Genomic DNA, 25,663 nt, shown 5'->3' on the forward strand with positions numbered 1-25,663 from the left:
ATGAGTAGAGATCTTAAATTTACAAGAAATATTGGTATTGCTGCGCACATTGATGCTGGTAAAACTACCACTACAGAAAGGATTTTATTCTATACGGGAGTAAACCATAAAATTGGTGAAGTACATGATGGTGCTTCTACAATGGACTGGATGGAGCAGGAAGCTGAAAGAGGTATTACAATTACTTCTGCTGCAACTACTTGTTCTTGGAATTTCCCTACAGACCAAGGTAAGAAATTACCTGAAACTAAACCTTATCACTTCAACATCATCGATACACCAGGACACGTTGACTTCACAGTAGAAGTAAACAGATCTTTGAGAGTATTGGATGGTTTGGTATTCTTATTCTCTGCAGTAGATGGAGTAGAGCCTCAGTCTGAAACAAACTGGAGACTTGCTGACAACTACAAAGTTGCAAGAATGGGATTCGTAAACAAAATGGACAGACAAGGTGCTGACTTCCTTAATGTGGTAAACCAAGTTAAGACAATGTTAGGATCAAACGCAGTTCCAATCGTTTTACCAATCGGTGCTGAAGAAGATTTCAAAGGTGTTGTAGACTTAATTAAAAACAGAGCGATCATCTGGGATGAAGCAGGACAAGGAGCTACTTTCGAAGTAGTGCCAATTCCTGAAGATATGAAGGCTGAAGTTCTGGAATACAGAGAGAAATTAGTTGAAGCTGTTGCTGATTATGATGATACTTTGATGGAGAAATTCTTCGAAGATCCAGATTCAATTTCAGAAGACGAAATCAACGAAGCTCTTAGAAAAGCTACTATCGATTTATCTATTATCCCAATGACTTGTGGTTCTTCATTCAAGAATAAAGGAGTACAGTTTATGTTGGATGCAGTATGTAAATACTTGCCTTCTCCATTGGATAAAGATGATATCAAAGGTACAGATCCAAGAACAGATCTTGATATTACAAGAAAACCATCTGTAGATGAGCCTTTCGCAGCTTTAGCATTTAAGATTGCTACCGATCCTTTCGTAGGAAGATTAGCATTCTTCAGAGCATACTCTGGAAGACTAGATGCAGGTTCTTATATCTTGAACACTCGTTCAGGAGATAAAGAAAGAATCTCTAGAATCTATCAGATGCACGCTAACAAGCAAAATCCTGTAGAATATATTGAAGCAGGAGATATTGGTGCAGCGGTAGGTTTCAAATCTATCAAAACTGGTGATACAATGTGTGATGAGAAACACCCAATCGTTCTAGAATCGATGGTTTTCCCTGATCCGGTAATTGGTATTGCTGTTGAACCTAAAACTAAGGCTGACCAGGATAAAATGGGTAATGCTTTAGCTAAATTAGCTGAAGAAGATCCTACTTTCCAGGTTAAAACTGACGAAGCTTCTGGTCAAACGATTATCTCAGGAATGGGTGAACTTCACCTTGACATTCTTGTAGATCGTATGAGAAGAGAATTCAAAGTTGAAGTTAACCAAGGACAGCCTCAGGTAGAATACAAAGAAAATCTTACAAAAGTTGCTCAGCACAGAGAAGTTTACAAAAAACAATCTGGAGGTAAAGGTAAATTTGCTGATATCGTATTCGAACTAGGTCCAGCTGACGAAGGTAAAGTAGGTCTTGAGTTTATTAATGAGATCAAAGGTGGTAACGTTCCTAGAGAATTTGTTCCTGCAATTGAAAAAGGCTTTAAAGCTGCAATGAAAAACGGTCCTTTGGCTGGTTTCGAAGTTGAAGGTATTAAAGTTACTCTTAAAGACGGATCTTTCCACGCGGTGGATTCTGATGCTCTTTCTTTTGAATTAGCTGCTAAATTAGGATTTAAAGAAGCGGGACGTGCTGCTAAGCCAGTAATTATGGAGCCTATTATGAAATTGGAGGTTGTAACTCCGGAAGAATATATGGGTAACATCATTGGTGACCTTAACAAGAGAAGAGGTACGATCAGTGGACAAGAAGAAAAGAACGGTGCCGTTGTTATCAAAGGTTCAGTTCCATTGTCTGAAATGTTTGGTTATGTAACTACTCTAAGAACACTTTCATCAGGAAGAGCTACTTCTTCTATGGAATTAGAGAAATACCAAGCTACTCCTCAAAACGTTGCTGAAGATATCATTGCTAAAGCAAAAGGTTAATTTTTTAAAGTACAAGAAATGTCACAAAGAATCAGAATAAAACTAAAATCTTACGATTACAACTTGGTAGACAAGTCTGCTGAGAAAATCGTAAAAACGGTAAAGGCTACTGGTGCTGTTGTAAACGGACCAATTCCATTGCCAACGAATAAGAGAATCTTCACAGTATTGAGATCTCCTCACGTAAACAAAAAAGCAAGAGAGCAGTTCCAATTATCAGCTCACAAGAGATTGATGGATATCTACTCTTCTTCTTCTAAAACTGTTGATGCTCTAATGAAATTAGAACTTCCTTCAGGTGTAGACGTTGAAATTAAAGTGTGATAAATTTGCTGGAAGATGGAAGTCTGATGACGGAAGTTTGAAAGCAACACCTTAAATATTAAATCCCTTTTCGAAAGAAGAGGGATTTTTTTGTTTTAAATTTTGAAAATATCTTAACTAAATATTTAGGGAGAAATTTAAATTAATTCAAAAAGTATTGATATTTTTGATTAAAATTAAAATATGAAAAACCTGATTTTATTATTGTTTCCTTTAATCATTTCAGCGCAAACACATCGATTCGTTTATCAGTTTCACTATAAATTAGATTCAACAGCAACAGAATTGGCTGCAGAAAATATGATTTTGGATGTCAATCCTGATAATATTAAATTTTATCCTTATTCTTATGCCGAAACAGATTCTTTAAATATTATTAGGGATCAGAATGTATCGAGATGGGACGATCATCTTCCTGCTATTATTAGAAAAAAAGATTCTTTTGAAAATACTTCATTGGTTTTATTGAATGATTTATTCTCTTTAAAATCAACAGACAAAATGAATTGGAAACTTCTGAATGATACAAAAATTGAAGGGCAATATACTTTACAGAAAGCAACGACAACTTTTGGTGGAAGAAACTGGATTGCCTGGTTCTCTAAAGATATTAATCTCAGTGAAGGCCCATACAAATTCCGTGGACTTCCGGGATTGATTTTCGAGATTGAAGACGACAAAAATAACTTTATGTTTAAACTTTCAAAAAGTATGAAGTTTCCTACAACGTATGAAGCCAAATTCCTTGAAAGTTTTGCTGGGAAAAAACCACTTTCCGTGACTGAGAAAGTCATTGCAAAAAAACAGTTAGAACTTTACAATAATCCGCTACAGGATATTGCGGAAGCCTTTAAATCTAATACAAATCCTGAAAATACCTTTTATGTTTCGAGTGTTCAGATAAAAAGTTTAGACCAGCTAAAGGGAATGTCTGATGAAAGAAGAAAAGCAATGCTTAGAGAAAACAATCCAATCGAAATTGATAAAGCGATAAAATACCCTGTATATTAAAAGACAATCCTGTATTTTTGGAAATTCATTAAAAACGAAGTGTTTTTTGGCATAAATTTAACATAAGTGATAATTGTCACTCGATATAATTTATTTAGAATTAATAAAAATAATATTTTTGTTTCAAATTTATGAAATGAAAAAAACGGTATCTGTTTCATTGCTAATTTTGGGAGTAGCTTTTTCTAAAGCACAACAAAAAGCAAATGATACAATCAGAAAAGAAACCACGATTGAAGAAGTAGAACTTTTTGGAGAGAGAAACAAACAACCGGAAGGTTTGGAAGTAATTACAAGATTGCCTCTTAAACCGAGAGACCAAATTCAAAGCATCTCTGTAGTTTCTCACAAAGTAATTGAAGATTTGGGTGGTCTTACCGTAACCGATGTTGCAAAAAATATTCCTGGTGTTACTCAGTTTGGAAGCTATGGCGGAACTAGAGAAAGTATGTCGATAAGAGGATATCGTGGAGTTCCTGTTTTGAAAAACGGAGTCATGATGGATTCTGATTTCCGTACCGGAGGAATGCTTACCGATATGCAGGGCGTAGAAAGTATTCAGGTGATTAAAGGATCTGCAGCGGTAACTCAAGGAATTGGTGATGGTCTTGGTTCTGCTGGAGGAGTGATTAATGTGGTGACTAAAATTCCAAAATTTATTAATGAAACTAATGTTGGTTTCAGATACGGAGGTTGGGACTTTTACAGACCGACAGTAGATTTTCAAAGAGTTTTAGACAATAAAGGTAAAATTGCGGTTCGTTTGAATGCAGCTTATCAAGACAACAATAGTTTCAGAAGATTTGTAAATACAGATCGTATTTATGTAAATCCATCAGTAGCTTTCCGTCCGGACGACAAGACGGAGATTGTTGCCGAAATGGATTACATGAAAAACAATACAACTCCCGATAGAGGAACGGTAAATTTAGCAAAAGGAGATACTGAAGCTATTTATCAAATGCCGGGAAGAAAATTTTTAGGTTTTTCAACTGACAATGCAGCTACTGAGACCTTTAATTTCTCTACAACAGCAACAAGAAAACTTACCGATAAATTGAAAGTAAGAGCTGCGTTTATGAGTTCTTCTTATAATACCAATATCGTAGGGGCAGCTTTGGCTCCAATCGATCGAAATAATCCAAATGAAATTAGAAATAGAACTTTGGCAAAATCTGAACGTGAAGATTTAAATAAAGTTTTTCAATTTGATTTCATTGGTGCAGATGTAATGACAGGTTTTATGAAGCACACTTTTCAGGTTGGTTTTGATTGGAAAGAATCTGATGTAACTACAACTTCTTATGATTCAAAAGACATTGACGAGATCAACGTTTTGAATGATATTAATAATATTCTTCCTTCAAATATTGATGCTATAAACTTTACTTTGGTTAAAAAAGACCCTATCGTAAACACATTAGCTCCAACCTTAGGTTTAATGGCTCAGGATGTAATTACTTTTAATAAATACTTAAAGGCGCATTTAGGATTACGTTACAGCAGATTGAATGGTTCAGATAAAGACAAAAACTACGCTTGGAATCCATCTTTCGGATTGATGATATCGCCAATTGAAAATATGAATGTCTTTGGTTCATATACTACGACTACAGGTTTGCGAAGTGCAAATAATGTTTTGGCAACTGGAGGAACTGTCGGTGCTTCAACAACAAAACAATGGGAAGCCGGAATTAAATCTGATTGGTTAAATGAAAAATTACGTTTCAACCTTACTTTCTTTGATATAAAAACAGATAATTTATCTTATGAAATTTTGAATGGAAACAACAGGACTGGAAAATATGCTTTAGCAGGAGAACTGAAAAGAAGAGGGATGGAAGTAGAATTGATTGGAAAGATTCTTCCTAACTTACAGATTATGACAGGTTGGGCGTATGTAGATGCTCAATATCAGGATAGTCCTTCATTCGTTAATGGCTCTGCCCCGATTAATACCCCGAAACATTCGGCTAATGGATGGTTAAACTATAAATTCAATCAAGGAATTTTAGATGGTCTTGATATTGGAGCAGGTATTTATTATGTAGGTACAAGACCAGTTGATGATTACAAGCAAAAATTTACTATTGCAGAAGGACATGTGAATGGTACACAGCCTGAAGAAAAACCATTCAATATGCCAGATTACACAACAGTAGATGCACAGGTTGGATATAAATTTAAAAATGGTTTAGGCTTAAGAGTTTTCTTAAATAATATCTTTGATTCTGTAGGATACAACTCATATTTCAGAGGTGGTTATATCGACCAGATTCAGCCGAGAAATTTCTCAGCACAGATCAATTATAAGTTTTAATAGATAATTTTCAAGTAATAGTTTTATCTATATCGGGAGAGTCTCTGAAGTTTTTCAGAGGCTTTCCTTTTTCTAAGGAATGATAAAAAGTTATTGAGCTCTTGTCTTTACAGATGCGTGTTTTTTTGTTACTTTTAATAAAAAAATAATGGCAACATCAGATAGCAGTGTTTTCGAGAGATTTTCAAATTGGGCAACCAAATTTACGGGCAGTTCGTATGCGTTTTTGGGAGCGGTTGCCATCGTGGTCATTTGGGCAGTTTCCGGACCGGTTTTTAATTATTCCGAAACTTGGCAGTTAGTCATCAATACCGGAACAACAATTATTACTTTTCTGATGGTTTTCCTGATTCAGAAATCTCAAAATAAAGATTCTAAGGCTATTCAAATTAAATTAAATGAACTGATTGCTGCCAACGAAAAAGCAAGTAACCGGATTGTTGATATCGAAGATCTTACCGAGAAAGAACTCGACCAGCTACATTGTTATTATGAAAAACTCGCTGATTTCGCTGAAGAAGATGAAGACATTCATGCTTCACATTCTATAGATGCCGCGAAAAGAAATCAGGATTATAAGCATGAGTTTTTTAAAAGAAAGCATGAAGAATGGCTATCGAAACAAAAGAAGTAATTTTTAATTTATCACACCGAAGTGTTTTTTTAAAACAATAAATTAGAGCAAATTAATTTTTCATCTTACTTTTGTGTCTAAAGTTATCTTATATGTTGAAGGTTTTTATTTCAATTTTGATTTTTTGTTCAGCTTTAATTTCTGCTCAGCAAACTAAAATTCTCGGTGATTTTTCGATGAAAGCATCATCTTACAGTGCAAAGGTTTTTGAGAAGAGCAATCTTAATATTTATTATCAGTTTAAATTTTTAAAGGACGCAAAGGTTTCTCAAAATCCGAGAGAAGGGTTGTGTGTTTTACAAATTGGCGAAAACTATTCTAAGTTCAGCGATACAAAAACATTGCAGAGAGATTCTATATTCGAAAAATTTTCTCATCTCGAAAGTGTCGGAGCAAAAGAAATGAATCAACTTTTCATGTACAATCCTTTATGGAATATGGAAAGTTTAAAATCGGTAGCCGATAAAAAAGTTACTTATCAAAAACGATACAAAACAAAATACGAGTACGAAGAACTTCAGCCGGAACTAAAGTGGCAACTTCATAACGAATCAAAAAAAATTCTTGATTATAGCTGTAAAAAAGCAACCGTAAAATATCGGGGAAGAGAATTTGTCGCTTGGTACACAACGGAAGTTCCCATAAACAACGGTCCGTATGTTTTTGAAGGATTGCCAGGTTTAATTTTAGAACTTGAAGATTCAGAAGATAAGTATCATTTTACAGCAGTTGGAATTGATAAAAAGCCAATGGATATTTATTTACGAAACGATAAAGAAATCCTGAAAATAAGAAGAGCAAAGTTTAGAGAGGTTGAGAAAACGTATCATGATAATCCGGGTGCTTTTCATGGCAAAGCTTTAAACGAGGATGGTTCACCGATGGTTGTTAGATCAAAACCTCTTCTTTACGACCCTTTTGAATTAGAATAAAAATTAAAGCCTTACAAAATCTGTAAGGCTTTAATTTTATAATTTATCGCTTCATAAAATAATCAAAATAGGTACAACTTCCCAAAAGTTCTCGGGCGGTTTCTGTATTTGAATATTGAGATTTGAGCTGAGCAAAATAGGTTCTGTATTTTTGGTTTTTCAGATCACCCATTTGTTTTTCGTGAGCATCATTTTTCTCAGACCATTTCGGATCAGCATAATCAATGTTCGCTTGGTTTTTAGCTTCGTACTGATAATATTTTCCCTGTTCTGCACTTGCCATCTGGAAAAGAACTCTTGCTTTTTGTTCTCTATCACTTGAAAGGTCATATGCTTTTTTGTAATAATTGATCGCTAAATCAAAATTATCAGGTTCTATAAAAGTAGTGTACGTAAAATTCTTGTAATAATACTGATACGGGTTTTCTCTTTTTGTATTCCAGAAATCATATTTTCCGCCATTGCTGTTGTCAATATCCATCACAAAAAGCTCTCGGTAATACCCAAGAATTGATGTGTTATATAAGAGATTTCCGATCAGCTGATTGGCTTGAGCTGCTTTTGCATCTCTTCCGTTTCCTATTTTTTTGAGCTGAATTAATGCATCGGCCAATTCAAGTTTATTCATTTTGGGTTTAATAAATGGAAACGCGGTAAAATCTTCAGCCTTCATACTTTCTGCTTCAGGACTTTGGTAGCTTTCCCAAACATTATGACCAAAAACTAAACTCGAAATCCCGTTGTAACCATCATAATTTTCACCATTGTAAACCAGTTTCTCATATTTTCCGGTTTCAGGATTGTATTTTTCGTAATTGTCCCGCGGGATTCCTGCAAAGCTTACGGCTTTCTGATAGTATGATTTAGCTTTGTCAAAATCTGCCGATCTCATCGCTCTGTCACCATAAATATTGGCAAAGAAAGCATCAATGTTTCCTACTGCATCAAGGTTTTTGGCGATAATTTGCTGCTCAAACTGGGTCTTATTCGGTTTTCTGTAAAACTCTTCAACGCTTTTCACTAAATTTGAATTTGGGTTGTACTGAAGATCAGAAAGCTTATTATTCATCAGGTAAGATTTTCCGTCTTCGCCTTGAAGGAAATAACGGTTGGCTAAAACATCTTTCAGGAAATCTTTTGTGGAAGGTACTTCACCGTAATAATCGTATTCATTGATTTCTGAACTGTCTTTTTTAACCGTTGGTTTTTCAACAAAATATTCAGCATAATCTTTCATTAAATGATCTTCATAATCCGCATCAATTTTAGGTTGCGAAACAATATCATTCAGCACTTTCATTCTCTTGATTTCTTCAAGATATTCTGGGTTGCTGGTTTTTATATCTGCTAAAATTTCGCTGCTATGTTCATAATCTTTTTTAAGGAATTTCAAATATGCATCTGCAATCTGCCAATATTCATCTTTAGATTTTTCTTTGGTTTTGGCTGTGAATTTTTCCAGATCGTCTAAGAAATTTTTCTGATTTTCATTCTGAGAATAGTAATAAGAATTGTTCTTTACATACGTTGGAATCCTGTCCGGATTTGCAAATAGATCATCATTGCTTTGCTCAGATTTATCATTGGTCTTATCAGATTTCTTACCGCCAAAAAGGTTTTTAAAGAAGAGAACTATTTTCTGCCAGAAACTCAGTTCCTTTTTCTTGACTTCCGGTTTTTCTGCGGTGGTATCTTTTTTAGCTGAAGTGGAGTTGGAATCTTTTGAAGCATAATAATACGTCGGAAGATAATTTCGTTCCAACTCGTTGATGCTTCTTGCTGCCATTACTTTCAAAATTTCAGAATCAGGATCAATGTCGTACATCTTTTCCATCATCGGAATGGGGTTGGTAAAATCTTCATAGCCTAAAAGAAAATACGCCATGTTTTTTTCCTCATTCGTTCCGGCTCTTTTCATAATATTGTTGAAAGAAGCAGTATCTGAAAGTTTCATCGAAACAAAAGAAGATTCTTTACGGCTTTTAGAATTCATAAAAACCTGAAAAAAATTCCAGTTGGCCTCAGTTCCCATTTCCAAACCTCTTTGCGCTCCGGCCAATTGATCGAGCGCCATATAATAAGGTGCACCTTTTAACGAAATAGGTTGTACATATTTTTTGAATGCCTCCAAAGCCGCATCAAAATTTCTCGTGTAATGATTAAATCTCACCAACTGATAACCGTAACGCTGTTTAATTTCGGGATTTTTGGCTGCAGCATATAATGAGGTAAGTGCCGAAATGGTTTTATTGTAATCTAATTGAGTGGCATCTTTATCACTTTCATTTTCTCGGTAATAAAAAGAATCCGGACTTTCTACATAATTTATTTTCATGTAGGGTTCCAAATATTTTGCCTCGATTAAATAATCTATCGCTTCACGGTATTTTGCATAAAATCCTGTCCCTAATTTTTTTAATAACTGATTATTAGGATTGCCTTTTTTCAGATCATTCAAATCTGCCATTGAGATTTTATTCACCAGATAATCGGTCTCTGTATAACTAAGCTGATTGCCGAAGAATTTCTTCCAAGACTCAATGTTTTCATTAGGAATCTGAGACGGTTTGTAATTGGTGTAAAATCGGTCAGAATAGTTATGTAAAAAAGGCAGATACGATTTGTCTTTTATAATGCTCTGTGTGAAAAGATTGAAATAATCATAATCCGGATCAGACCATGCACAAGCTTCAGTTTTCGTGTAGAAAAGCGATACTACAGCTATGGATAGAATATACTTTTTCATATTTATTTTTAGTGTTTTATTTATTTTTTTGTTTTTGGAAACTTCCATCATCAAACTTCCTGCTTCTATCTATTTAAAATTTCGTCCTTCTACAAATTTACTATCTAATTGATAATATATGATGTTGTAAGTGCTGATTTTTTTGTCTAAAAACTCTGTTGCGCTATTAAGTTGCTCTTGCGAAATCTCTTCCACTTTTATTTTGAAGCCTTTGTTTAAGAAATTTCCAAAATAAAAACCGTCTTTTAAAATTTCAACTTCGTGATCAGAAATCTTTTTGAAATTAGGATTATCTAAATCTTTTGCAGAAAGTGCATTAATGAGTTTGTGCTTTCCTAAATGATTGGTCACAATTCCCCAGGAATATATCGGAAGTGCCACTTCAATTTTCTTTATAGGATAATCTTCCAATTTCGATAAATAACTTTTCATAATATTCAAATCTAAAATCGAATTTTTATCTGAATTTTCCAAAGGCGAGGAAGTGGAGTAGCACATCAGGTACACTTTTTCAACGGGTGGAATTCCTGTAAGAATTTTATCTTTCACCTGATGAAGTCGAAGGGTACAAGTGATGTCTTTTCCGGAAATCTTTTTTAATTCTTTTAAAAATTCAAAATAATCATCTTTTGTTCCTGCCGTCCAATCGCAATCGATTTGAATTTCGTTATTGATTTTTAATTGATAATCTTTGGCTTTCTTTTGAATGAGCTGATGAATACTTTCTGCCAGAAAATGTATTTCTTCTTTTTGAATATGCAGAAAAGTTTGATTTGTTATAAACACAGTCGGTACGATCTGCTTATCTGTTTCAAAACTTTTATCTTTTGTAATCACTGCAACAGGCTGGAATTTTCCACCGACTTTATCTACATCAAAAAAACGGGTATACAAAAACGGATCTGTAGATTCATTCAACGATTTTTTTTCAGTTTCATTCAATGCCAGATGAGTTTTCCAGTAATAGAATGAATATGAATGAGTTTTTACTTTGTTACAAGAAGTAAGCAAAATAATGGCAAAAAGAAGTGATAAGACTTTCATTATTTATAAAGAATACTTTCGCAGTTACAGTTTAGTTCTGCCATTTCAGAAACAGGACAGCAGTCATCAGATTTTTTGATGTTGCCGGTTTCATCGGTAAGGTAGATTTTTTCTTTATCAAATTTCACATAGAATGTTTCATTATACGTTTTAAAATGTACCTTCATTACCTTAGGATTATATTTTCCGGCAATGATCTCTTCTTTGGTTTCTTTTTGGTCTGCCTGATTGATTTGCAGAAAGCCAAAATGAACGTTTCCGTTTTTCTTTACATCTAGATAATAGGCGGACGTTCCAGAACCACTTGCACCGTCTTCAATATTGAAACTTCTTTTTCCTGTAAACGGAATAGCAGTCTGGGCAAAAGAAATGATTCCGAAGAATAAAATGAATGTGGTGAAAATATTTTTCATATTAATTTTTTCTCAAAATTAAAAAATTATTCAGAAGAAATTCTTTTCAAAATCCTTTCAAATCTCTAAAGGATTAAAAATCAAAATATTTACAAGAAATTTTTGTCAAATTAAATTTTATTCATACATTTGCACACTCATTTTAGGGGAGGAATATGCCCAATTCAAACTTGGTAATTATTTGAGAACCCGAAAAATGAAGGTGAATACAAGAAAATTTTATAACATATTATATAAATAATGTCAGGTATTATTGGAAAAAAAATTGGGATGACTTCTCTGTTTGACGAAAACGGCAAAAATATGCCGTGTACCGTTATTCAGGCAGGTCCTTGCTCAGTTTTACAGGTCAGAACCATTGAAAAGGACGGATACAAATCTGTTCAGTTAGGTTTCGATGACAAGAGTGAAAAGAACGTTGGTAAAGCGTTAGCCGGTCACTTTAAAAAGGCTGGTTCAACTCCTAAAGCTAAGTTGGTGGAATTCTACAGAGAATTCGTAGACCAAGTTACTGTAGGTGTAGATGTAACTGTAGATTTATTCGCTGAAGGTGAATTTGTTGACGTAACAGGTACTTCTAAAGGTAAAGGTTTCCAAGGTGTTGTTAAAAGACACGGATTTGGAGGTGTAATGCAAGCTACTCATGGTCAGCACAACAGACTTAGAGCTCCAGGTTCTATCGGTGCTGGATCAGATCCTTCAAGAGTATTCAAAGGAATGAGAATGGCAGGTAGAATGGGAGGTAAGCAGGTAACTGTACAAAACCTTCAAGTATTAAAAGTGGATCAAGAACAAAATCTTTTAGTAGTAAAAGGTGCTGTTCCGGGAGCTAAAAATTCTTATGTAATTATCAGAAAATGGAATTAGTAGTATTAAATACATCAGGAAAAGAAACCGGAAAGAAAGTAACTCTAGACGAATCTATCTTCGGAATTGAGCCAAACAAGCACGCGGTTTACTTAGAAGTAAAACAATATCTTGCTGCACAGCGTCAAGGTACTCATAAATCAAAAGAGAGAAGCGAAATTACTGCTTCTACTAAAAAACTTAAGAAGCAAAAAGGATCTGGTTCTGCTAGATATGGTGATATTAAATCTCCTACTTTTAGAGGTGGAGGTAGAGTATTCGGTCCTAAGCCAAGAGACTATAGATTCAAATTGAATAAAGCTCTTAAGAGATTAGCTAAAAAATCTGTTCTTTCTCAGAAAATGAGAGACAACAGCATCAGAATTGTTGAAGGTTTAAGCATTGCTGCTCCTAAAACTAAAGATTTCATCACGGTATTGAATGCTTTGGCATTGAATGACAAGAAGTCTCTATTCATTTTGGCTGATACTAACAAGAATGTATATTTATCTTCAAGAAACTTACCTAAAACTAAGGTGATGAAATTCAACGAAATTTCTTCTTATGACCTTATCAATGCAGGTGAGATCGTTTTCTTAGAAGGTGCAGTTGAAAAATTCCAGGAAAATTTAAAGAAATAAATCATGTCACTAATTATTAAACCAGTTATTTCAGAAAAAGCAAACTATCTTACAGATTTAAGAGGTGCTTATTCTTTCTTAGTACAACCTAAGGCGAATAAAATCCAGATTAAAAATGCAATTGAGCAAGCTTACGGTGTGAAAGTAGCAGACGTTAGAACCATGATTTATGCTCCTAAAGTTTCTTCGAAATACACGAAAAAAGGTCTTCAAGTAGGAAAGACAAACAAATTGAAAAAAGCAGTTATTACTCTTGCTGAAGGAGAAGTAATTGATATTTTTGCTGTAAATTAATTATTAATTATAAATAATAGTAATGTCTGTTAGAAAATTAAAACCTATCACCCCAGGACAGAGATTCAGAATTGTAAACAATTTTGAGGAAATTACTACTAACAAACCAGAGAAATCTCTAACTGTTGGTATTAGTAAGTCAGGTGGACGTAACCAAACTGGTAAAATGACCATGCGTTACACCGGAGGTGGACACAAAAAGAAATACAGAATTATCGACTTCAAAAGAAACAAGCATGATGTTGAAGCAACGGTAAAAACTGTAGAATATGATCCAAACAGAACTGCTTTCATCGCTTTAGTGGAGTATGCAGACGGAGAGAAGAGATATATCATCGCTCCAAACGGTATCAAAGTTGACCAAAAAATTATTTCTGGCGAAAGCGTAGAACCGAACATCGGTAACGCAATGAAATTGAAAAACATTCCATTGGGTACTGTAATTTCTTGTGTTGAAATGAAGCCTGGTCAAGGTGCTATTTTAGCAAGAAGTGCTGGTTCTTCAGCTCAGTTGACTTCAAGAGACGGAAAATATGCAATCATTAAATTGCCTTCAGGAGAATCTAGAATGATCCTTACTGAGTGTTATGCAATGATTGGATCTGTATCTAACTCTGACCACCAGTTAACTGTATCAGGTAAGGCTGGTAGAAGCAGATGGTTAGGTAGAAGACCTAGAACAAGACCAGTTGTAATGAACCCTGTAGATCACCCAATGGGAGGTGGTGAAGGACGTTCTTCTGGAGGTCACCCAAGATCTAGAAACGGTATGCCGGCTAAAGGTTACAAAACTAGAAAGAAAAACAAAGTGTCTAACCGTTACATCGTATCTAAAAGAAAATAATTATGGCAAGATCACTTAAAAAAGGACCATTCATTCACTATACTTTAGATAAGAAGGTTCAGGCAAATGTAGAGTCTGGTAAGAAGACTGTTATCAAAACTTGGTCTAGAGCATCAATGATCTCTCCAGACTTTGTAGGACAAACTATTGCTGTACACAACGGGAAATCTTTTATCCCGGTTTACGTTACAGAAAACATGGTTGGTCATAAGCTAGGCGAATTTTCTCCAACAAGATCTTTCAGAGGTCATGGTGGTAACAAAAACAAAGGAAGCAGATAATCATGGGATCAAGAAAAAGAGAAAGTGCATTAGCACGTAAATTAACAAATCAAGATGTAGTAAAAGCATTACACAATGATTGCCCTTCATCTCCAAGAAAGATGAGATTAGTAGCTGATATCATCAGAGGGGTAGAAGTTGAAAAAGCTTTGAGCATCCTAAAATATTCGAAAAAAGACGCTTCAAACAAATTAGAGAAAGTACTTCTTTCTGCGATGGCTAACTGGCAATCTAAGAACGAAGGTGCAGATATCGAAGAAGCTAACCTTATCGTTAAAGAAATTTTTGTAGACAGTGCAAGACAATTGAAGAGACTAAGACCAGCTCCACAAGGTAGAGGGTACAGAATCAGAAAAAGATCAAACCACATTACACTAATCTTAGGAACAAAAGAAAATTAATTCAAGGTATGGGACAGAAGACAAATCCAATTGGTAACAGATTAGGTATCATCAGAGGATGGGATTCAAACTGGTTTGGTGGTAAAAACTACGGTGACAGAATCGCTGAAGATTACAAAATCAGAAGATACCTTGAAGCAAGATTATCTAAAGGTGGTATTTCAAAAATTTATATTGAAAGAACACTTAAATTAGTAACTGTAACAATCACTACTGCTAGACCGGGATTGATCATCGGTAAAGGAGGTCAGGAAGTTGACAAGTTAAAAGAAGAATTGAAGAAACTTACTAAAAAGGATATTCAAATCAATATTTTCGAAATCAAAAGACCTGAGCTTGATGCAGTATTAGTTGCAGACAGTATCGCTAAACAAATCGAAAACAGAATCTCTTATAGAAGAGCTGTGAAAATGGCTATCGCTTCTACAATGAGAATGGGTGCTGAAGGTATCAAAGTTCAAATCTCTGGTAGATTGAACGGTGCTGAAATGGCAAGATCTGAGTCTTTCAAAGACGGAAGAATCCCATTGTCTACTTTCAGAGCAGATATCGACTATCATATCGGTGAGGCATTAACTCAATACGGTAAATTAGGAGTTAAAGTTTGGATCATGAAAGGAGAAGTTTACGGTAAGAGAGATCTTATGCCATTAGTAGGACAACAGAAGAAAGGTGGTCCTTCAGGTGGTGGAAACAGAGAAAGAGGAGGAGATAGAGATAACAGAAGACCTTCAAGAGATAAAAAAAATAATTAATAAAATTTTAGAGGATAGTTTTTAAACGACCGTTACTTTTTTAAAATCTAAATTCTAAAATCTAAAATTTAAGAAATTATGTTACAACCAAAAAGAACCAAATTCCGTAGAGTTCATAAGATGAAAATGAAGGGGATTGCTCAAAGAGGTAATCAACTTGCTTATGGAACTTTCGGAATCAAAGCCAATGAAGGTGCTTGGATCACTGCTAGACAGATCGAAGCTGCTCGTATCGCTGCGACAAGATATATGAAAAGAGAAGGTCAACTATGGATCAAAATATTCCCAGATAAGCCTATTACTAAAAAACCAGCCGAAGTAAGGATGGGTAAAGGTAAAGGTGCTGTAGAATATTGGGTAGCTGTAGTAAAACCAGGTAAAATTATGTTCGAAATCGGAGGTGTATCTTACGATATCGCTAAGGAAGCTTTAAGACTTGCTGCACAGAAATTACCAGTTACGACTAGATTTATAGTTGCTAACGATTTTGTTAAACCTCTTTAATCTCTGAATATAATGAAACAAGCTGAAATTAAAAATCTAAGCGCTGAAGATGTTCAAGCTAAATTGACTGAAGCTAAAGCTACTTTCTCTAAAATGAAATTAGCTCACAAAATCAGTCCTCTTGAAAATCCAATCCAAATCAGAGATTTGAGAAAGACAATCGCAAGACTAAACACTGAGTTAACTAACAAACAATAATCCTTTTTACAATGGATAGAAATTTAAGAAAAGAAAGAATCGGAGTGGTTTCCAGCAATAAAATGGAAAAAACTATTGTTGTTAGTGAAACTACAAGAGTAAAGCACCCAATGTACGGTAAATTCGTTTTGAAAACGAAAAAATATACTGCACACGACGAAAACAACGAATGCACAGAAGGAGATACTGTATTAATTACAGAAACAAGACCTTTGAGCAAGAGTAAGAGATGGAGATTAGTAAGAATCATTGAAAAAGCTAAGTAATAATGTTACAAACAGAATCAAGATTAAAAGTTGCTGATAACACAGGTGCTAAAGAAGTACTAGTGATCAGAGTTCTGGGAGGTACCAGAAGAAGATATGCTTCAGTTGGTGATAAAATTGTAGTTACTATTAAAGATTCTACACCATCAGGAAATGCAAAAAAAGGTCAAGTATCTAAAGCAGTAGTAGTAAGAACTAAAAAAGCAGTAAGAAGAAAAGATGGTTCATACATCAAATTCGAAGACAATGCTTGTGTATTACTTAACGCTGGAGGAGAAATGAGAGGAACACGTGTTTTCGGACCGGTTGCTCGTGAGTTGAGAGACAAAGAATATATGAAAATCATTTCATTAGCTCCTGAAGTACTTTAATATTTAAAATTTTAAAAAAATGTCAAAGTTAAAAATAAAAAGAGGAGATAACGTAATCGTAACTACTGGAAAGAAAGGTCTTAAAGGTGGTACTGGTGAAGTTATTGAAGTGATCAAAAAAGAAGGAAGAGACCCTAGAGTTATCGTTGCAGGACTTAACATCGTTAAAAAACACGTTAAGCCTTCAGCTTCTAACCCTCAAGGAGGAATCACTGAGAAGGAAGCTTCTATTCATATCTCAAACGTAGCTTTAGTTGGTAAAGACGGAAAAGCTATCAAAATCGGTTACAAAATCGAAGGAGATAAGAAAGTAAGAATCAACAAAAAAACGGGTGAAACTTTATAATTAAATAACACATGGAATTTATAGCAAGACCCAAAAAAGCATATAATGAAACGATTGTTCCAGCAATGATGGAAGAATTCGGATACAAGTCTGTAATGCAGGTACCAAGACTAGAGAAAATTATTTTATCTCAAGGTTTAGGTGATGCTACTGCAGACAAAAAAATCATCGATTATGCTGTAGAAGAACTTACAAATATCACTGGTCAAAAGGCTGTTGGTACTATCTCTAAGAAAGATGAAGCTGCTTTCAAATTAAGAAAAGGTATGCCTGTAGGGGCTAAGGTAACTCTTAGAGCTCACAAAATGTACGAATTCTTAGACAGACTTACTGCTTCTGCTTTACCACGTATCAGAGATTTTTCTGGTATCAAAGCTGACGGTTTCGATGGTAGAGGTAACTATAACTTAGGTATTACTGAGCAGATTATCTTCCCTGAGATCGTGATCGACAAAGTAAAGAAAATCCAAGGGATGGACATTACTTTCGTTACCACTGCGAAAACAGATAAAGAAGCTAAAGCATTATTAACTCACTTCGGTTTACCTTTCAAAAAGAACTAAGAGATGGCTAAAGAATCAATGAAAGCGCGTGAGCGCAAAAGAGAAGCTACAGTAGCTAAATACGCTGAAAAAAGAAAAGCTCTTAAAGAAGCTGGTGATTATGAAGGACTTCAGAAATTACCTAAAAATGCTTCTCCTGTAAGATTACACAACAGATGTAAATTAACAGGTAGACCAAGAGGATATATGAGAACGTTTGGTATTTCGAGAGTAACTTTCAGAGAAATGGCAAATAACGGTCTTATCCCGGGAGTTAAAAAAGCTAGTTGGTAATAACTACACATTAAAAATCGGGACAATTAAGTTGTCGAGATACTAAAGAAATAAATATCAGACCTAAGATCTTCTGAAGTCTGATATTTTAATCTTCAAGTCTTTTCAAAACTGATTGTTCTTTAACCAATAATTTAAAACAAAGAAATGGTAACAGATCCAATTTCAGATTTCCTAACTAGAGTAAGGAACGCACAAAGCGCAGGCCACAAAGTGGTGGAAATTCCTGCATCGAAAATCAAAAAGGAGATTACGAAAATCTTATTTGAGCAAGGGTATATCTTAAACTTTAAGTTTGAAGAAAGCGCTGTTCAAGGGACAATCAAAATCGCTTTGAAGTACGACAAGCAAACCAACAAACCAGCAATCAAGAGCATTCAAAGAGCTTCTAGACCAGGTTTGAGACAGTACAAAGGTTCAGGTGAACTTCCAAGAGTACTAAACGGTTTGGGTATTTCTATCATCTCTACTTCTAAAGGAGTAATGACTGACAAGAAAGCTAGAGAAGAGAAAGTAGGCGGTGAAGTAATCTGCTATGTTTATTAATTTTTAATCAAAGGAAAATGTCAAGAATTGGTAAAGCAATTATAACAATTCCAGCTGGTATCACAGTTTCTGAAAAAGAAGGTGTAGTTACAGTAAAAGGTCCTAAAGGAGAACTTTCTCAGGAGCTTACAGAAGGAATTACTATTGAGCAAAACGAAGGTACGTTAACTGTTAACAGGCCATCTGATGCTAAACAACACAGAGCACTTCACGGTTTATATAGAGCGTTGATCGCTAATATGATCCTAGGTGTTGAAAAAGGTTTCGAAAAGAAACTAGAATTAGTAGGGGTAGGATACAGAGCTTCTCACGCAGGTCAAAAACTTGAGTTAGCTTTAGGATTCTCTCACGGTATCGTTCTAGAACTTCCTAGCGAAGTAAAAGTTGATACATTGACTGAAAAAGGTAAAAACCCAATTATTACTTTAACGTCTCACGATAACCAACTTCTAGGGATGGTAGCTGCAAAGATCAGATCTTTCAGAAAACCTGAGCCATACAAAGGAAAAGGTGTGAAATTCGTAGGAGAAATTGTAAGACGTAAAGCTGGTAAATCTGCTTAATAAAATTTAAGAAAATGGCACTAAGTAAATTAGAAAAAAGAATAAGAATCAAAAGAAGAGTAAGAGGAAAAATCTCTGGATCTGCTGATTTGCCAAGATTATCTGTATATAAGAGTAATAAGGAAATTTACGCTCAGTTAATCGACGATAAAGACGGAAAAACTTTAGCTTCAGCTTCTTCTAGAGAGAAAGGAGTAGACGCTAACGGAACAAAAAGTGAAGTTTCTGCTGCTGTAGGTAAAGCAATCGCTGCTAAAGCCCTTGCTGCAGGAATCGAAAGTATTGTATTTGATAGAAACGGATTCGTATATCACGGAAGAGTTAAGGCTCTAGCTGATGGTGCGAGAGAAGGAGGACTTAAATTCTAATCATTAAATTTCGGAAATATGTTAGGACTAGATAATATAGAAAGAGTAAAACCGGGAGGATTAGAACTTAAAGATCGTCTCGTTTCAGTAAATAGAGTTACTAAAGTAACTAAAGGAGGTAGAGCTTTCGGATTTTCTGCAATTGTTGTTGTAGGAGACGAAGCTGGAACTATCGGTTTTGGTTTAGGAAAATCTAAGGAAGTTGCTTCTGCTATTGCTAAAGCAGTAGAAGACGCTAAGAAAAACTTAGTAAAAGTTCCTGTAATGAACCATACAATCCCTCACCAGACTACTGCAAGATACGGTGGTGCAGATATCTTCTTGAGACCTGCTTCTCACGGTACAGGTCTTATCGCAGGTGGTGCGGTAAGAGCGGTATTAGAATCTGCTGGTATTCACGATATCCTTTCAAAATCTAAAGGATCTTCAAACCCTCACAATGTGGTAAAGGCAACTTTCAAAGCATTGTTAGACATCAGAAGACCAGAAGAAATTGCAAGAATGAGAGGAGTTTCTCTAACTAAAGTGTTTAATGGTTAATAATAAAACAATGGCAACAATTAAAGTAAAACAAGTAAGAAGCGCTATTGGTAGAACAAAAACCCAAAAGAGAACGCTTGAAGCATTAGGATTTAAGAAACTTCACCAAGTTGTAGAGCACGAAGCTACTCCTTCTATTTTAGGAATGATAGCTGCAGTTAGTCACTTACTTGAAGTTCAAAAATAATTTTTAAAATAATTTTAAAATGAATTTAAACAACATAAAGCCTGCTGCAGGTTCTACATTTAGTTCAAAAAGAATTGGTAGAGGACAAGGTAGTGGAAAAGGAGGTACTTCTACAAAAGGTCACAAAGGTCAGAAAGCAAGAGCTGGTTATTCTCAGAAAATCGGTTTTGAAGGAGGACAGATGCCTTTGCAAAGAAGATTACCTAAATTCGGTTTCAAAAACGTAAACAGAAAAGAATACAGAGCTATTAATCTTGATGATATCCAAATTTTAATTGAAAATAAATCTGTAACAGGAGATATTACAAAAGAAGTTTTGGTACAGCACGGTCTAGCTACTAAAAATGAAATAGTGAAAATTATGGGGAGAGGAGAATTGAAATCTGCGGTTTCAATTACTGCTGACAAATTCACTAAATCTGCTGAAGAGCTTATTGCTAAAGCAGGTGGAAAAGCAATTACCTTATAATAATTACTAATGAAAGAATTTATACAAACCCTCAAAAATATTTGGAGTCTTAAGGAACTTAGAGATAAAATTCTATTTACTTTAGGGATTATCCTTGTGTATAGATTCGCATCTTTCATCTCTTTACCTGCAATTAACCTTGCAGAAGTAGGAGATCTCTTAGAGCATTATAAAAATCAAGGCGGTAACAAGCAAGGAGCAGGTCTCCTTGGCTTGCTTTCGTCGTTTACGGGAGGAGCTTTCAGCCACGCTTCCGTAATGGCGTTAGGCATCATGCCTTATATTTCTGCTTCTATTATTGTTCAGTTGATGGGGATGGCAATTCCTTATCTTCAGAAACTTCAAAAAGACGGAGAGTCTGGTAGAAACACATTGAATCAAATTACTAGATGGTTAACAATTGGGGTTTGTCTTGTACAAGCACCTTCTTATTTAACTTCTATTACTCAATTATTTTTACCTTATGCTCAGTTCCAGTCTGCATATTTTGTAGATCCAAATTCTATTATGTTCTGGTTACCAAGTATTGTTATCTTGGTAGGTGGTTCTGTATTTGCAATGTGGCTAGGTGAAAAAATTACCGATAAAGGTATTGGAAATGGTATTTCTATCCTTATTATGGTAGGTATTTTATCTAGATTACCAGAAGCATTTGTACAAGAAATCGCTGTTCAGAATGGAAAAGGAGGTTTAGGTTCTATCATGATTATGATTGAAGTAATATTCTGGATGTTGGTGGTTCTTTTGGCAGTAGTATTATCTGTTGCAGTGAGGAAAATCCCTATTCAGTATGTAAGCAGAGCTCAGGCAAGGGGAGGTGTAAATAGAAATCTTATGCAAGGAGCAAGACAGTGGATTCCACTAAAAGTAAACGCAGCTGGTGTAATGCCGATTATCTTTGCTCAGGCATTGATGTTCGTACCTGGTTTGTTAACTAAAGTAGATGAGTCTAATACTTTTCTTGCAGGTTTCAAAAACGTTTTTAGCTGGCAATATAATGTATTGTTTGCGCTATTGATTATTATCTTTTCATTTTTCTATACCGCAATTACAATTCCGGTAAACCAAATGGCCGATGATCTTAAGAGAAATGGTGGTTTGGTACCTAAAGTAAGACCCGGCAAAGAGACTGCTGATTACTTAGATGATATTTTATCAAAAATTACTTTGCCAGGTGCAATATTTTTATCTATCTTTGCAGTCCTTCCGGCAATTGTGCATGGAAGTCTTGTTCAGACAGATGCGTTCGCCTTATTTTTTGGGGGAACTTCGTTGCTAATTATGGTTGGAGTAGTATTAGATACTGTTCAACAGATTAACACTTATCTGCTGAATCATCATTATGATGGCTTAATGCAGTCTAAATTATCAAGATCGACTGGATATTAATTTATGGCAAAACAAAAACATATCGAACAAGATGGCGTTATAACGGAAGCACTTTCGAACGCTCAGTTCCGCGTAGAGTTAGAAAATGGGCATGTACTTATTGCTCATATCTCTGGCAAAATGCGTATGCATTATATTAAACTATTACCTGGTGATAAGGTAAAATTAGAAATGTCTCCTTACGATCTTACGAAGGGGAGAATTACATTTAGATATTAAACAAATGCCAAATGGAATCTTCGGGTCTCCATTTGGCTCTTGTTAAAAAATGAATATTTTCAAGTGAAATCACTGATTGCATTTGACTAGTAAAAAAAACAAAAATTTTCAAAATGAAAGTTAGAGCATCAATTAAAAAAAGAAGTGCTGATTGCAAGATTGTACGCAGAAAAGGTGTACTATTTGTAATCAACAAGAAAAACCCCAAATTTAAACAAAGACAAGGCTAAATTATGGCGAGAATTTCAGGTATTGATTTACCAAAAAACAAAAGAGGTGTTATCGGTTTAACTTACATCTATGGAGTTGGAAGAAGTACTTCTTCTGAAATCCTTAAGGCTGCCGGTATCAGCGAAGACAAGAAAGTCAACGAATGGAATGACGATGAATTGGCTGCAATCAGAACTTATATCTCAGAAAACATTAAAGTGGAGGGAGAGCTTAGATCTGAAGTGCAATTGAACATTAAGCGATTAATGGACATAGGATGCCAACGAGGAATACGTCACAGACTAGGACTACCTTTAAGAGGCCAGAGAACGAAAAACAACTCGAGAACCCGTAAAGGAAAGAGAAAAACAGTTGCTAACAAGAAAAAAGCAAGTAAATAATCGTTAGGAATTATGGCAAAACAAACTAAAGTAGTTAAAAAAAGAAAAGTAAAAGTTGAGGCTATTGGTGAAGCGCATATTCAAGCTTCTTTCAATAACATCATCATTTCTTTAACAAATAAAAGCGGAGAGGTTATCTCTTGGGCATCTGCCGGTAAAATGGGGTTCAGAGGTTCTAAAAAGAACACTCCTTTTGCTGCTCAAATGGCAGCAGAAAATTGCTCTACTGTAGCTCACGAAGCGGGTCTTAGAAGAGTAAAGGTGTATGTGAAAGGTCCTGGTGCAGGTAGAGAGTCTGCAATCAGAACTATTCACAATTCAGGTATCGAAGTTAGCGAAATTATTGACGTTACTCCAATGCCACACAATGGATGTAGACCACCGAAAAGAAGAAGAGTTTAATTTTTAGAATTTACCCATTATGGCAAGATATATTGGACCTAAAACTAAGATTGCTAGAAAGTTTGGTGCTGCAATCTACGGAGATGATAAGAACTTCGAGAAAAGAAAAAACCAACCGCCAGGACAACATGGCGTTAACAAAAGAAGAGGAGCAAAGAAATCAGAATATGCTGTCCAGTTGATGGAAAAGCAAAAAGCTAAATATACTTACGGTATTTTAGAAAGACAATTTGCAAACTTATTCGAAAAAGCACACAGAAGTAAAGGTGTAACAGGGGAAGTACTATTACAACTTTGCGAATCAAGATTGGATAACGTTGTTTACAGATTAGGTTTTGCTAAAACTAGATCTGGAGCAAGACAGTTAACTTCTCACAGACACATTACTGTGAATGGTGAGATCCTTAACATTCCATCTTATTTAGTGAAAGCTGGTGATGTAATCGCTGTAAGAGAAAAATCTAAGTCTCTAGAGGTTGTTGCTGATGCTTTGGCATCAAAAGCAAACTATGAGTGGTTACAATTCAACGACGAGAAAAAAGAAGGTACCTTCATTACTGCTCCTGAAAGAATCCAAATCCCGGAAGACATCAAGGAACAGCTTATCGTCGAACTTTACTCTAAATAATTTTTTAATCAAATTTTTGCTCAACCCAACAATATGGCAATTTTACAATTCATAAAACCCGATAAAGTAATTCTACTTAACTCTGATGAATTTAAAGGTCAATTCGAATTTCGTCCTTTAGAACCAGGTTTCGGGCTTACAATCGGTAATGCTTTGAGAAGAGTGTTGCTTTCTTCTCTGGAAGGATACGCTATTTCATCTATCAAAATAGAAGGTGTAGAGCACGAATTTTCAACTATCCCAGGAGTAATTGAAGACGTTACCGAAATTATTCTTAACCTTAAGCAAGTAAGACTTAAAGCTACAGCAGAAAACCAAGCTTCAGAGCAGGTGGTTGCTAAAGTTTCTGGTCAAACTGTTATTACTGCTGGAGACTTAGGACAGTCTATCAACGGATTTGAAATCTTGAATCCTGAATTGATGATTTGTAACCTAAACTCGGATGTCACTTTTGAAATTACGTTCAACATAGAAAAGGGAAGAGGGTATGTTCCTTCCGAACAAAATAAGTCAAACAATGCTCCTGTAGGAACTATTGCTATTGACTCTATCTTTACGCCGATCAAAAAAGTACAGTATAGTATTGAAAATTACCGTGTAGAGCAAAAAACAGACTACGAAAAACTTGTATTAGATATAGAAACTGATGGCTCTATCAGCCCTCAGAATGCTTTAACTGAAGCTTCTAAGATATTAATTTATCACTTCATGTTGTTCTCTGATGAGAGAATCACTTTGGAGACGGAAGCTGTGAAAGCATCTATTCAGTACGATGAAGAAACTCTTCACACTAGACAATTACTTAAGTCTAAATTAGCAGATATGGATCTTTCTGTAAGAGCCCTAAACTGTCTAAAAGCAGCTGAAGTAGAAACTCTTGGTGAGCTTGTTTCTTACAGTAAGTCTGATTTGATGAAATTCAGAAATTTTGGTAAAAAATCTTTGACAGAACTAGAAGAATTGGTGCATTCAAAAGGTCTTAACTTCGGTTTTGACGTTGCAAAATATAAATTAGACGCTGATAATTAAATAATAATGAGACACGGTAAAAAATTCAATCACTTAGGAAGAACTTCTTCTCACAGAAGCGCGTTACTTTCTAATATGGCTTGTTCTCTAATTGAGCATAAGAGAATCAACACTACTGTAGCTAAAGCGAAAGCTTTAAGAGTATATGTTGAGCCTCTATTAACAAAGGCAAAAGAAGATACTACACACAATAGAAGAATTGTTTTTTCATATCTTCAAAGTAAAGAGGCTGTTACTGAACTTTTCAGATCAGTAGCTCCTAAAATCGCAGAAAGAAACGGAGGTTATACAAGAATCATCAAGACTGGTTTCAGAAAAGGTGATGCTGCTGACATGGCTCTTATCGAGCTTGTTGATTTCAACGAACTTTACAATCCTAATGCTGAGGAGAAAAAGACGACAAGAAGAAGTAGAAGATCTACTACTGCAAAAGTAGCTGTTGAAGCTACTCCTGTAGCAGAAGAAAAAGTTGAAGAGGCTAAAGCTGAATCAACTGATTCTACTGAAGAAAAAGCTGGAGAATAATATTCATTCAGATATATAAAAAAAACCGTTCAGATTTCTGAGCGGTTTTTTTTGTGGAATAT

37 protein-coding genes are annotated in these 25,663 nt (G+C 35.1%); 34 read left to right on the forward strand and 3 right to left on the reverse strand.

Annotated features, from left to right (window positions below; all coding sequences use genetic code 11):
* From fusA to B5X64_RS02720, 6 genes are all read left to right on the forward strand, one after another.
* Positions 1 to 2,118, forward strand: a complete 2,118-nt coding sequence (gene fusA / locus B5X64_RS02695) for an elongation factor G (protein WP_079463775.1) — start codon at positions 1 to 3, stop codon at positions 2,116 to 2,118.
* Between the two features lie 18 nt (positions 2,119 to 2,136).
* Positions 2,137 to 2,442 carry a 30S ribosomal protein S10 gene (gene rpsJ / locus B5X64_RS02700; RefSeq protein ID WP_002661363.1) on the forward strand — a complete coding sequence of 102 codons (306 nt, stop codon included), beginning with the start codon at positions 2,137 to 2,139 and terminating at the stop codon, positions 2,440 to 2,442.
* A gap of 183 nt (positions 2,443 to 2,625) precedes the next feature.
* Positions 2,626 to 3,453 carry a GLPGLI family protein gene (locus tag B5X64_RS02705; protein ID WP_079463776.1) on the forward strand — a complete coding sequence of 276 codons (828 nt, stop codon included), beginning with the start codon at positions 2,626 to 2,628 and terminating at the stop codon, positions 3,451 to 3,453.
* Between the two features lie 136 nt (positions 3,454 to 3,589).
* Positions 3,590 to 5,773, forward strand: a complete 2,184-nt coding sequence (locus B5X64_RS02710; protein WP_079463777.1) for a TonB-dependent siderophore receptor — start codon at positions 3,590 to 3,592, stop codon at positions 5,771 to 5,773.
* Positions 5,774 to 5,921: 148 nt separating this feature from the next.
* Complete coding sequence (locus tag B5X64_RS02715; protein WP_079463778.1) at positions 5,922 to 6,407, forward strand: low affinity iron permease family protein; 486 nt, start codon at positions 5,922 to 5,924, stop codon at positions 6,405 to 6,407.
* A gap of 92 nt (positions 6,408 to 6,499) precedes the next feature.
* Positions 6,500 to 7,339 (forward strand): GLPGLI family protein, encoded by an 840-nt coding sequence (locus B5X64_RS02720; RefSeq protein ID WP_079463779.1) that lies wholly within the window; start codon positions 6,500 to 6,502, stop codon positions 7,337 to 7,339.
* A gap of 43 nt (positions 7,340 to 7,382) precedes the next feature.
* Here the strand turns inward: B5X64_RS02720 and B5X64_RS02725 are convergent, their stop codons facing one another.
* The 3 genes from B5X64_RS02725 to B5X64_RS02735 all read right to left on the reverse strand — a co-directional run bounded on the left by B5X64_RS02725 (position 7,383) and on the right by B5X64_RS02735 (position 11,542).
* On the reverse strand, positions 7,383 to 10,085 hold the full coding sequence (locus B5X64_RS02725; protein WP_079463956.1) for a hypothetical protein: 2,703 nt from the start codon (positions 10,083 to 10,085) through the stop codon (positions 7,383 to 7,385).
* A gap of 69 nt (positions 10,086 to 10,154) precedes the next feature.
* Positions 10,155 to 11,129, reverse strand: coding sequence for a hypothetical protein (locus B5X64_RS02730; protein WP_079463780.1), 975 nt, complete (start codon positions 11,127 to 11,129; stop codon positions 10,155 to 10,157).
* On the reverse strand, positions 11,129 to 11,542 hold the full coding sequence (locus B5X64_RS02735) for a hypothetical protein (RefSeq protein ID WP_079463781.1): 414 nt from the start codon (positions 11,540 to 11,542) through the stop codon (positions 11,129 to 11,131). The genes B5X64_RS02730 and B5X64_RS02735 overlap by 1 nt, the downstream gene beginning before the upstream one ends.
* Before the next feature lie 240 nt (positions 11,543 to 11,782).
* Here B5X64_RS02735 and rplC point away from each other — a divergent pair, with 240 nt between their 5' ends.
* The 28 genes from rplC to rplQ all read left to right on the forward strand — a co-directional run bounded on the left by rplC (position 11,783) and on the right by rplQ (position 25,601).
* On the forward strand, positions 11,783 to 12,409 hold the full coding sequence (rplC, locus tag B5X64_RS02740) for a 50S ribosomal protein L3 (protein ID WP_066679847.1): 627 nt from the start codon (positions 11,783 to 11,785) through the stop codon (positions 12,407 to 12,409).
* Complete coding sequence (gene rplD, locus B5X64_RS02745; RefSeq protein ID WP_066679846.1) at positions 12,400 to 13,029, forward strand: 50S ribosomal protein L4; 630 nt, start codon at positions 12,400 to 12,402, stop codon at positions 13,027 to 13,029. Before rplC ends, rplD begins: the two co-directional genes overlap by 10 nt.
* A 3-nt stretch (positions 13,030 to 13,032) precedes the next feature.
* The gene (gene rplW / locus B5X64_RS02750) at positions 13,033 to 13,323 is read left to right on the forward strand and encodes a 50S ribosomal protein L23 (protein ID WP_047442263.1); all 291 of its coding nucleotides are present in this window, start codon (positions 13,033 to 13,035) and stop codon (positions 13,321 to 13,323) included.
* 22 nt (positions 13,324 to 13,345) lie between these two features.
* A complete protein-coding gene (rplB, locus tag B5X64_RS02755) occupies positions 13,346 to 14,167 on the forward strand; it encodes a 50S ribosomal protein L2 (RefSeq protein WP_076557463.1) in 822 nt (273 codons plus the stop codon).
* 2 nt (positions 14,168 to 14,169) lie between these two features.
* Positions 14,170 to 14,448 (forward strand): 30S ribosomal protein S19, encoded by a 279-nt coding sequence (rpsS, locus tag B5X64_RS02760; protein WP_066679844.1) that lies wholly within the window; start codon positions 14,170 to 14,172, stop codon positions 14,446 to 14,448.
* A 2-nt stretch (positions 14,449 to 14,450) separates the two neighbouring features.
* Positions 14,451 to 14,849, forward strand: coding sequence for a 50S ribosomal protein L22 (gene rplV, locus B5X64_RS02765; protein ID WP_066679843.1), 399 nt, complete (start codon positions 14,451 to 14,453; stop codon positions 14,847 to 14,849).
* Positions 14,850 to 14,857: 8 nt separating this feature from the next.
* Positions 14,858 to 15,604, forward strand: a complete 747-nt coding sequence (gene rpsC, locus B5X64_RS02770; RefSeq protein ID WP_066679842.1) for a 30S ribosomal protein S3 — start codon at positions 14,858 to 14,860, stop codon at positions 15,602 to 15,604.
* A 78-nt stretch (positions 15,605 to 15,682) separates the two neighbouring features.
* Complete coding sequence (rplP, locus tag B5X64_RS02775) at positions 15,683 to 16,108, forward strand: 50S ribosomal protein L16 (RefSeq protein ID WP_079463782.1); 426 nt, start codon at positions 15,683 to 15,685, stop codon at positions 16,106 to 16,108.
* A 12-nt stretch (positions 16,109 to 16,120) separates the two neighbouring features.
* On the forward strand, positions 16,121 to 16,306 hold the full coding sequence (gene rpmC / locus B5X64_RS02780) for a 50S ribosomal protein L29 (RefSeq protein ID WP_066679840.1): 186 nt from the start codon (positions 16,121 to 16,123) through the stop codon (positions 16,304 to 16,306).
* 11 nt (positions 16,307 to 16,317) lie between these two features.
* Entirely contained in the window at positions 16,318 to 16,572 is a 255-nt protein-coding gene (gene rpsQ / locus B5X64_RS02785; protein ID WP_027383312.1) for a 30S ribosomal protein S17, read from the forward strand.
* A 2-nt stretch (positions 16,573 to 16,574) separates the two neighbouring features.
* The gene (rplN, locus tag B5X64_RS02790; RefSeq protein ID WP_034684837.1) at positions 16,575 to 16,943 is read left to right on the forward strand and encodes a 50S ribosomal protein L14; all 369 of its coding nucleotides are present in this window, start codon (positions 16,575 to 16,577) and stop codon (positions 16,941 to 16,943) included.
* Positions 16,944 to 16,962: 19 nt separating this feature from the next.
* Positions 16,963 to 17,289, forward strand: coding sequence for a 50S ribosomal protein L24 (rplX, locus tag B5X64_RS02795; protein WP_079463783.1), 327 nt, complete (start codon positions 16,963 to 16,965; stop codon positions 17,287 to 17,289).
* 11 nt (positions 17,290 to 17,300) lie between these two features.
* Complete coding sequence (gene rplE / locus B5X64_RS02800; RefSeq protein ID WP_066679838.1) at positions 17,301 to 17,852, forward strand: 50S ribosomal protein L5; 552 nt, start codon at positions 17,301 to 17,303, stop codon at positions 17,850 to 17,852.
* A gap of 3 nt (positions 17,853 to 17,855) precedes the next feature.
* Positions 17,856 to 18,125 carry a 30S ribosomal protein S14 gene (rpsN, locus tag B5X64_RS02805; RefSeq protein ID WP_047442254.1) on the forward strand — a complete coding sequence of 90 codons (270 nt, stop codon included), beginning with the start codon at positions 17,856 to 17,858 and terminating at the stop codon, positions 18,123 to 18,125.
* Positions 18,126 to 18,272: 147 nt separating this feature from the next.
* Positions 18,273 to 18,671: a 30S ribosomal protein S8 gene (rpsH, locus tag B5X64_RS02810; protein WP_079463784.1), complete on the forward strand. Its 399-nt coding sequence runs from the start codon at positions 18,273 to 18,275 to the stop codon at positions 18,669 to 18,671.
* Between the two features lie 17 nt (positions 18,672 to 18,688).
* Positions 18,689 to 19,234 carry a 50S ribosomal protein L6 gene (gene rplF, locus B5X64_RS02815; protein WP_066679836.1) on the forward strand — a complete coding sequence of 182 codons (546 nt, stop codon included), beginning with the start codon at positions 18,689 to 18,691 and terminating at the stop codon, positions 19,232 to 19,234.
* Positions 19,235 to 19,248: 14 nt separating this feature from the next.
* Positions 19,249 to 19,602, forward strand: a complete 354-nt coding sequence (gene rplR / locus B5X64_RS02820) for a 50S ribosomal protein L18 (RefSeq protein WP_079463785.1) — start codon at positions 19,249 to 19,251, stop codon at positions 19,600 to 19,602.
* 18 nt (positions 19,603 to 19,620) lie between these two features.
* Entirely contained in the window at positions 19,621 to 20,142 is a 522-nt protein-coding gene (gene rpsE / locus B5X64_RS02825) for a 30S ribosomal protein S5 (RefSeq protein WP_056026804.1), read from the forward strand.
* 10 nt (positions 20,143 to 20,152) lie between these two features.
* Complete coding sequence (rpmD, locus tag B5X64_RS02830; protein WP_007839493.1) at positions 20,153 to 20,329, forward strand: 50S ribosomal protein L30; 177 nt, start codon at positions 20,153 to 20,155, stop codon at positions 20,327 to 20,329.
* A gap of 19 nt (positions 20,330 to 20,348) precedes the next feature.
* On the forward strand, positions 20,349 to 20,798 hold the full coding sequence (gene rplO / locus B5X64_RS02835) for a 50S ribosomal protein L15 (RefSeq protein WP_066679834.1): 450 nt from the start codon (positions 20,349 to 20,351) through the stop codon (positions 20,796 to 20,798).
* Positions 20,799 to 20,807: 9 nt separating this feature from the next.
* Positions 20,808 to 22,187 (forward strand): preprotein translocase subunit SecY, encoded by a 1,380-nt coding sequence (gene secY, locus B5X64_RS02840; RefSeq protein WP_066679833.1) that lies wholly within the window; start codon positions 20,808 to 20,810, stop codon positions 22,185 to 22,187.
* Between the two features lie 3 nt (positions 22,188 to 22,190).
* Positions 22,191 to 22,406, forward strand: coding sequence for a translation initiation factor IF-1 (gene infA / locus B5X64_RS02845; RefSeq protein WP_055861802.1), 216 nt, complete (start codon positions 22,191 to 22,193; stop codon positions 22,404 to 22,406).
* 113 nt (positions 22,407 to 22,519) lie between these two features.
* The gene (gene rpmJ / locus B5X64_RS02850) at positions 22,520 to 22,636 is read left to right on the forward strand and encodes a 50S ribosomal protein L36 (protein ID WP_007839480.1); all 117 of its coding nucleotides are present in this window, start codon (positions 22,520 to 22,522) and stop codon (positions 22,634 to 22,636) included.
* Positions 22,637 to 22,639: 3 nt separating this feature from the next.
* Positions 22,640 to 23,017: a 30S ribosomal protein S13 gene (rpsM, locus tag B5X64_RS02855; protein WP_034678036.1), complete on the forward strand. Its 378-nt coding sequence runs from the start codon at positions 22,640 to 22,642 to the stop codon at positions 23,015 to 23,017.
* Between the two features lie 12 nt (positions 23,018 to 23,029).
* Positions 23,030 to 23,419, forward strand: coding sequence for a 30S ribosomal protein S11 (rpsK, locus tag B5X64_RS02860; RefSeq protein WP_066679832.1), 390 nt, complete (start codon positions 23,030 to 23,032; stop codon positions 23,417 to 23,419).
* 19 nt (positions 23,420 to 23,438) lie between these two features.
* Positions 23,439 to 24,047, forward strand: a complete 609-nt coding sequence (rpsD, locus tag B5X64_RS02865) for a 30S ribosomal protein S4 (RefSeq protein ID WP_079463786.1) — start codon at positions 23,439 to 23,441, stop codon at positions 24,045 to 24,047.
* A gap of 33 nt (positions 24,048 to 24,080) precedes the next feature.
* Positions 24,081 to 25,076 carry a DNA-directed RNA polymerase subunit alpha gene (locus B5X64_RS02870; RefSeq protein ID WP_066679830.1) on the forward strand — a complete coding sequence of 332 codons (996 nt, stop codon included), beginning with the start codon at positions 24,081 to 24,083 and terminating at the stop codon, positions 25,074 to 25,076.
* A gap of 6 nt (positions 25,077 to 25,082) precedes the next feature.
* A complete protein-coding gene (rplQ, locus tag B5X64_RS02875; RefSeq protein WP_079463787.1) occupies positions 25,083 to 25,601 on the forward strand; it encodes a 50S ribosomal protein L17 in 519 nt (172 codons plus the stop codon).
* The last annotated feature ends 62 nt before the right edge of the window (positions 25,602 to 25,663 follow it).

Source organism: Chryseobacterium balustinum (genome assembly GCF_900168205.1).
GTDB lineage: Bacteria > Bacteroidota > Bacteroidia > Flavobacteriales > Weeksellaceae > Chryseobacterium > Chryseobacterium balustinum.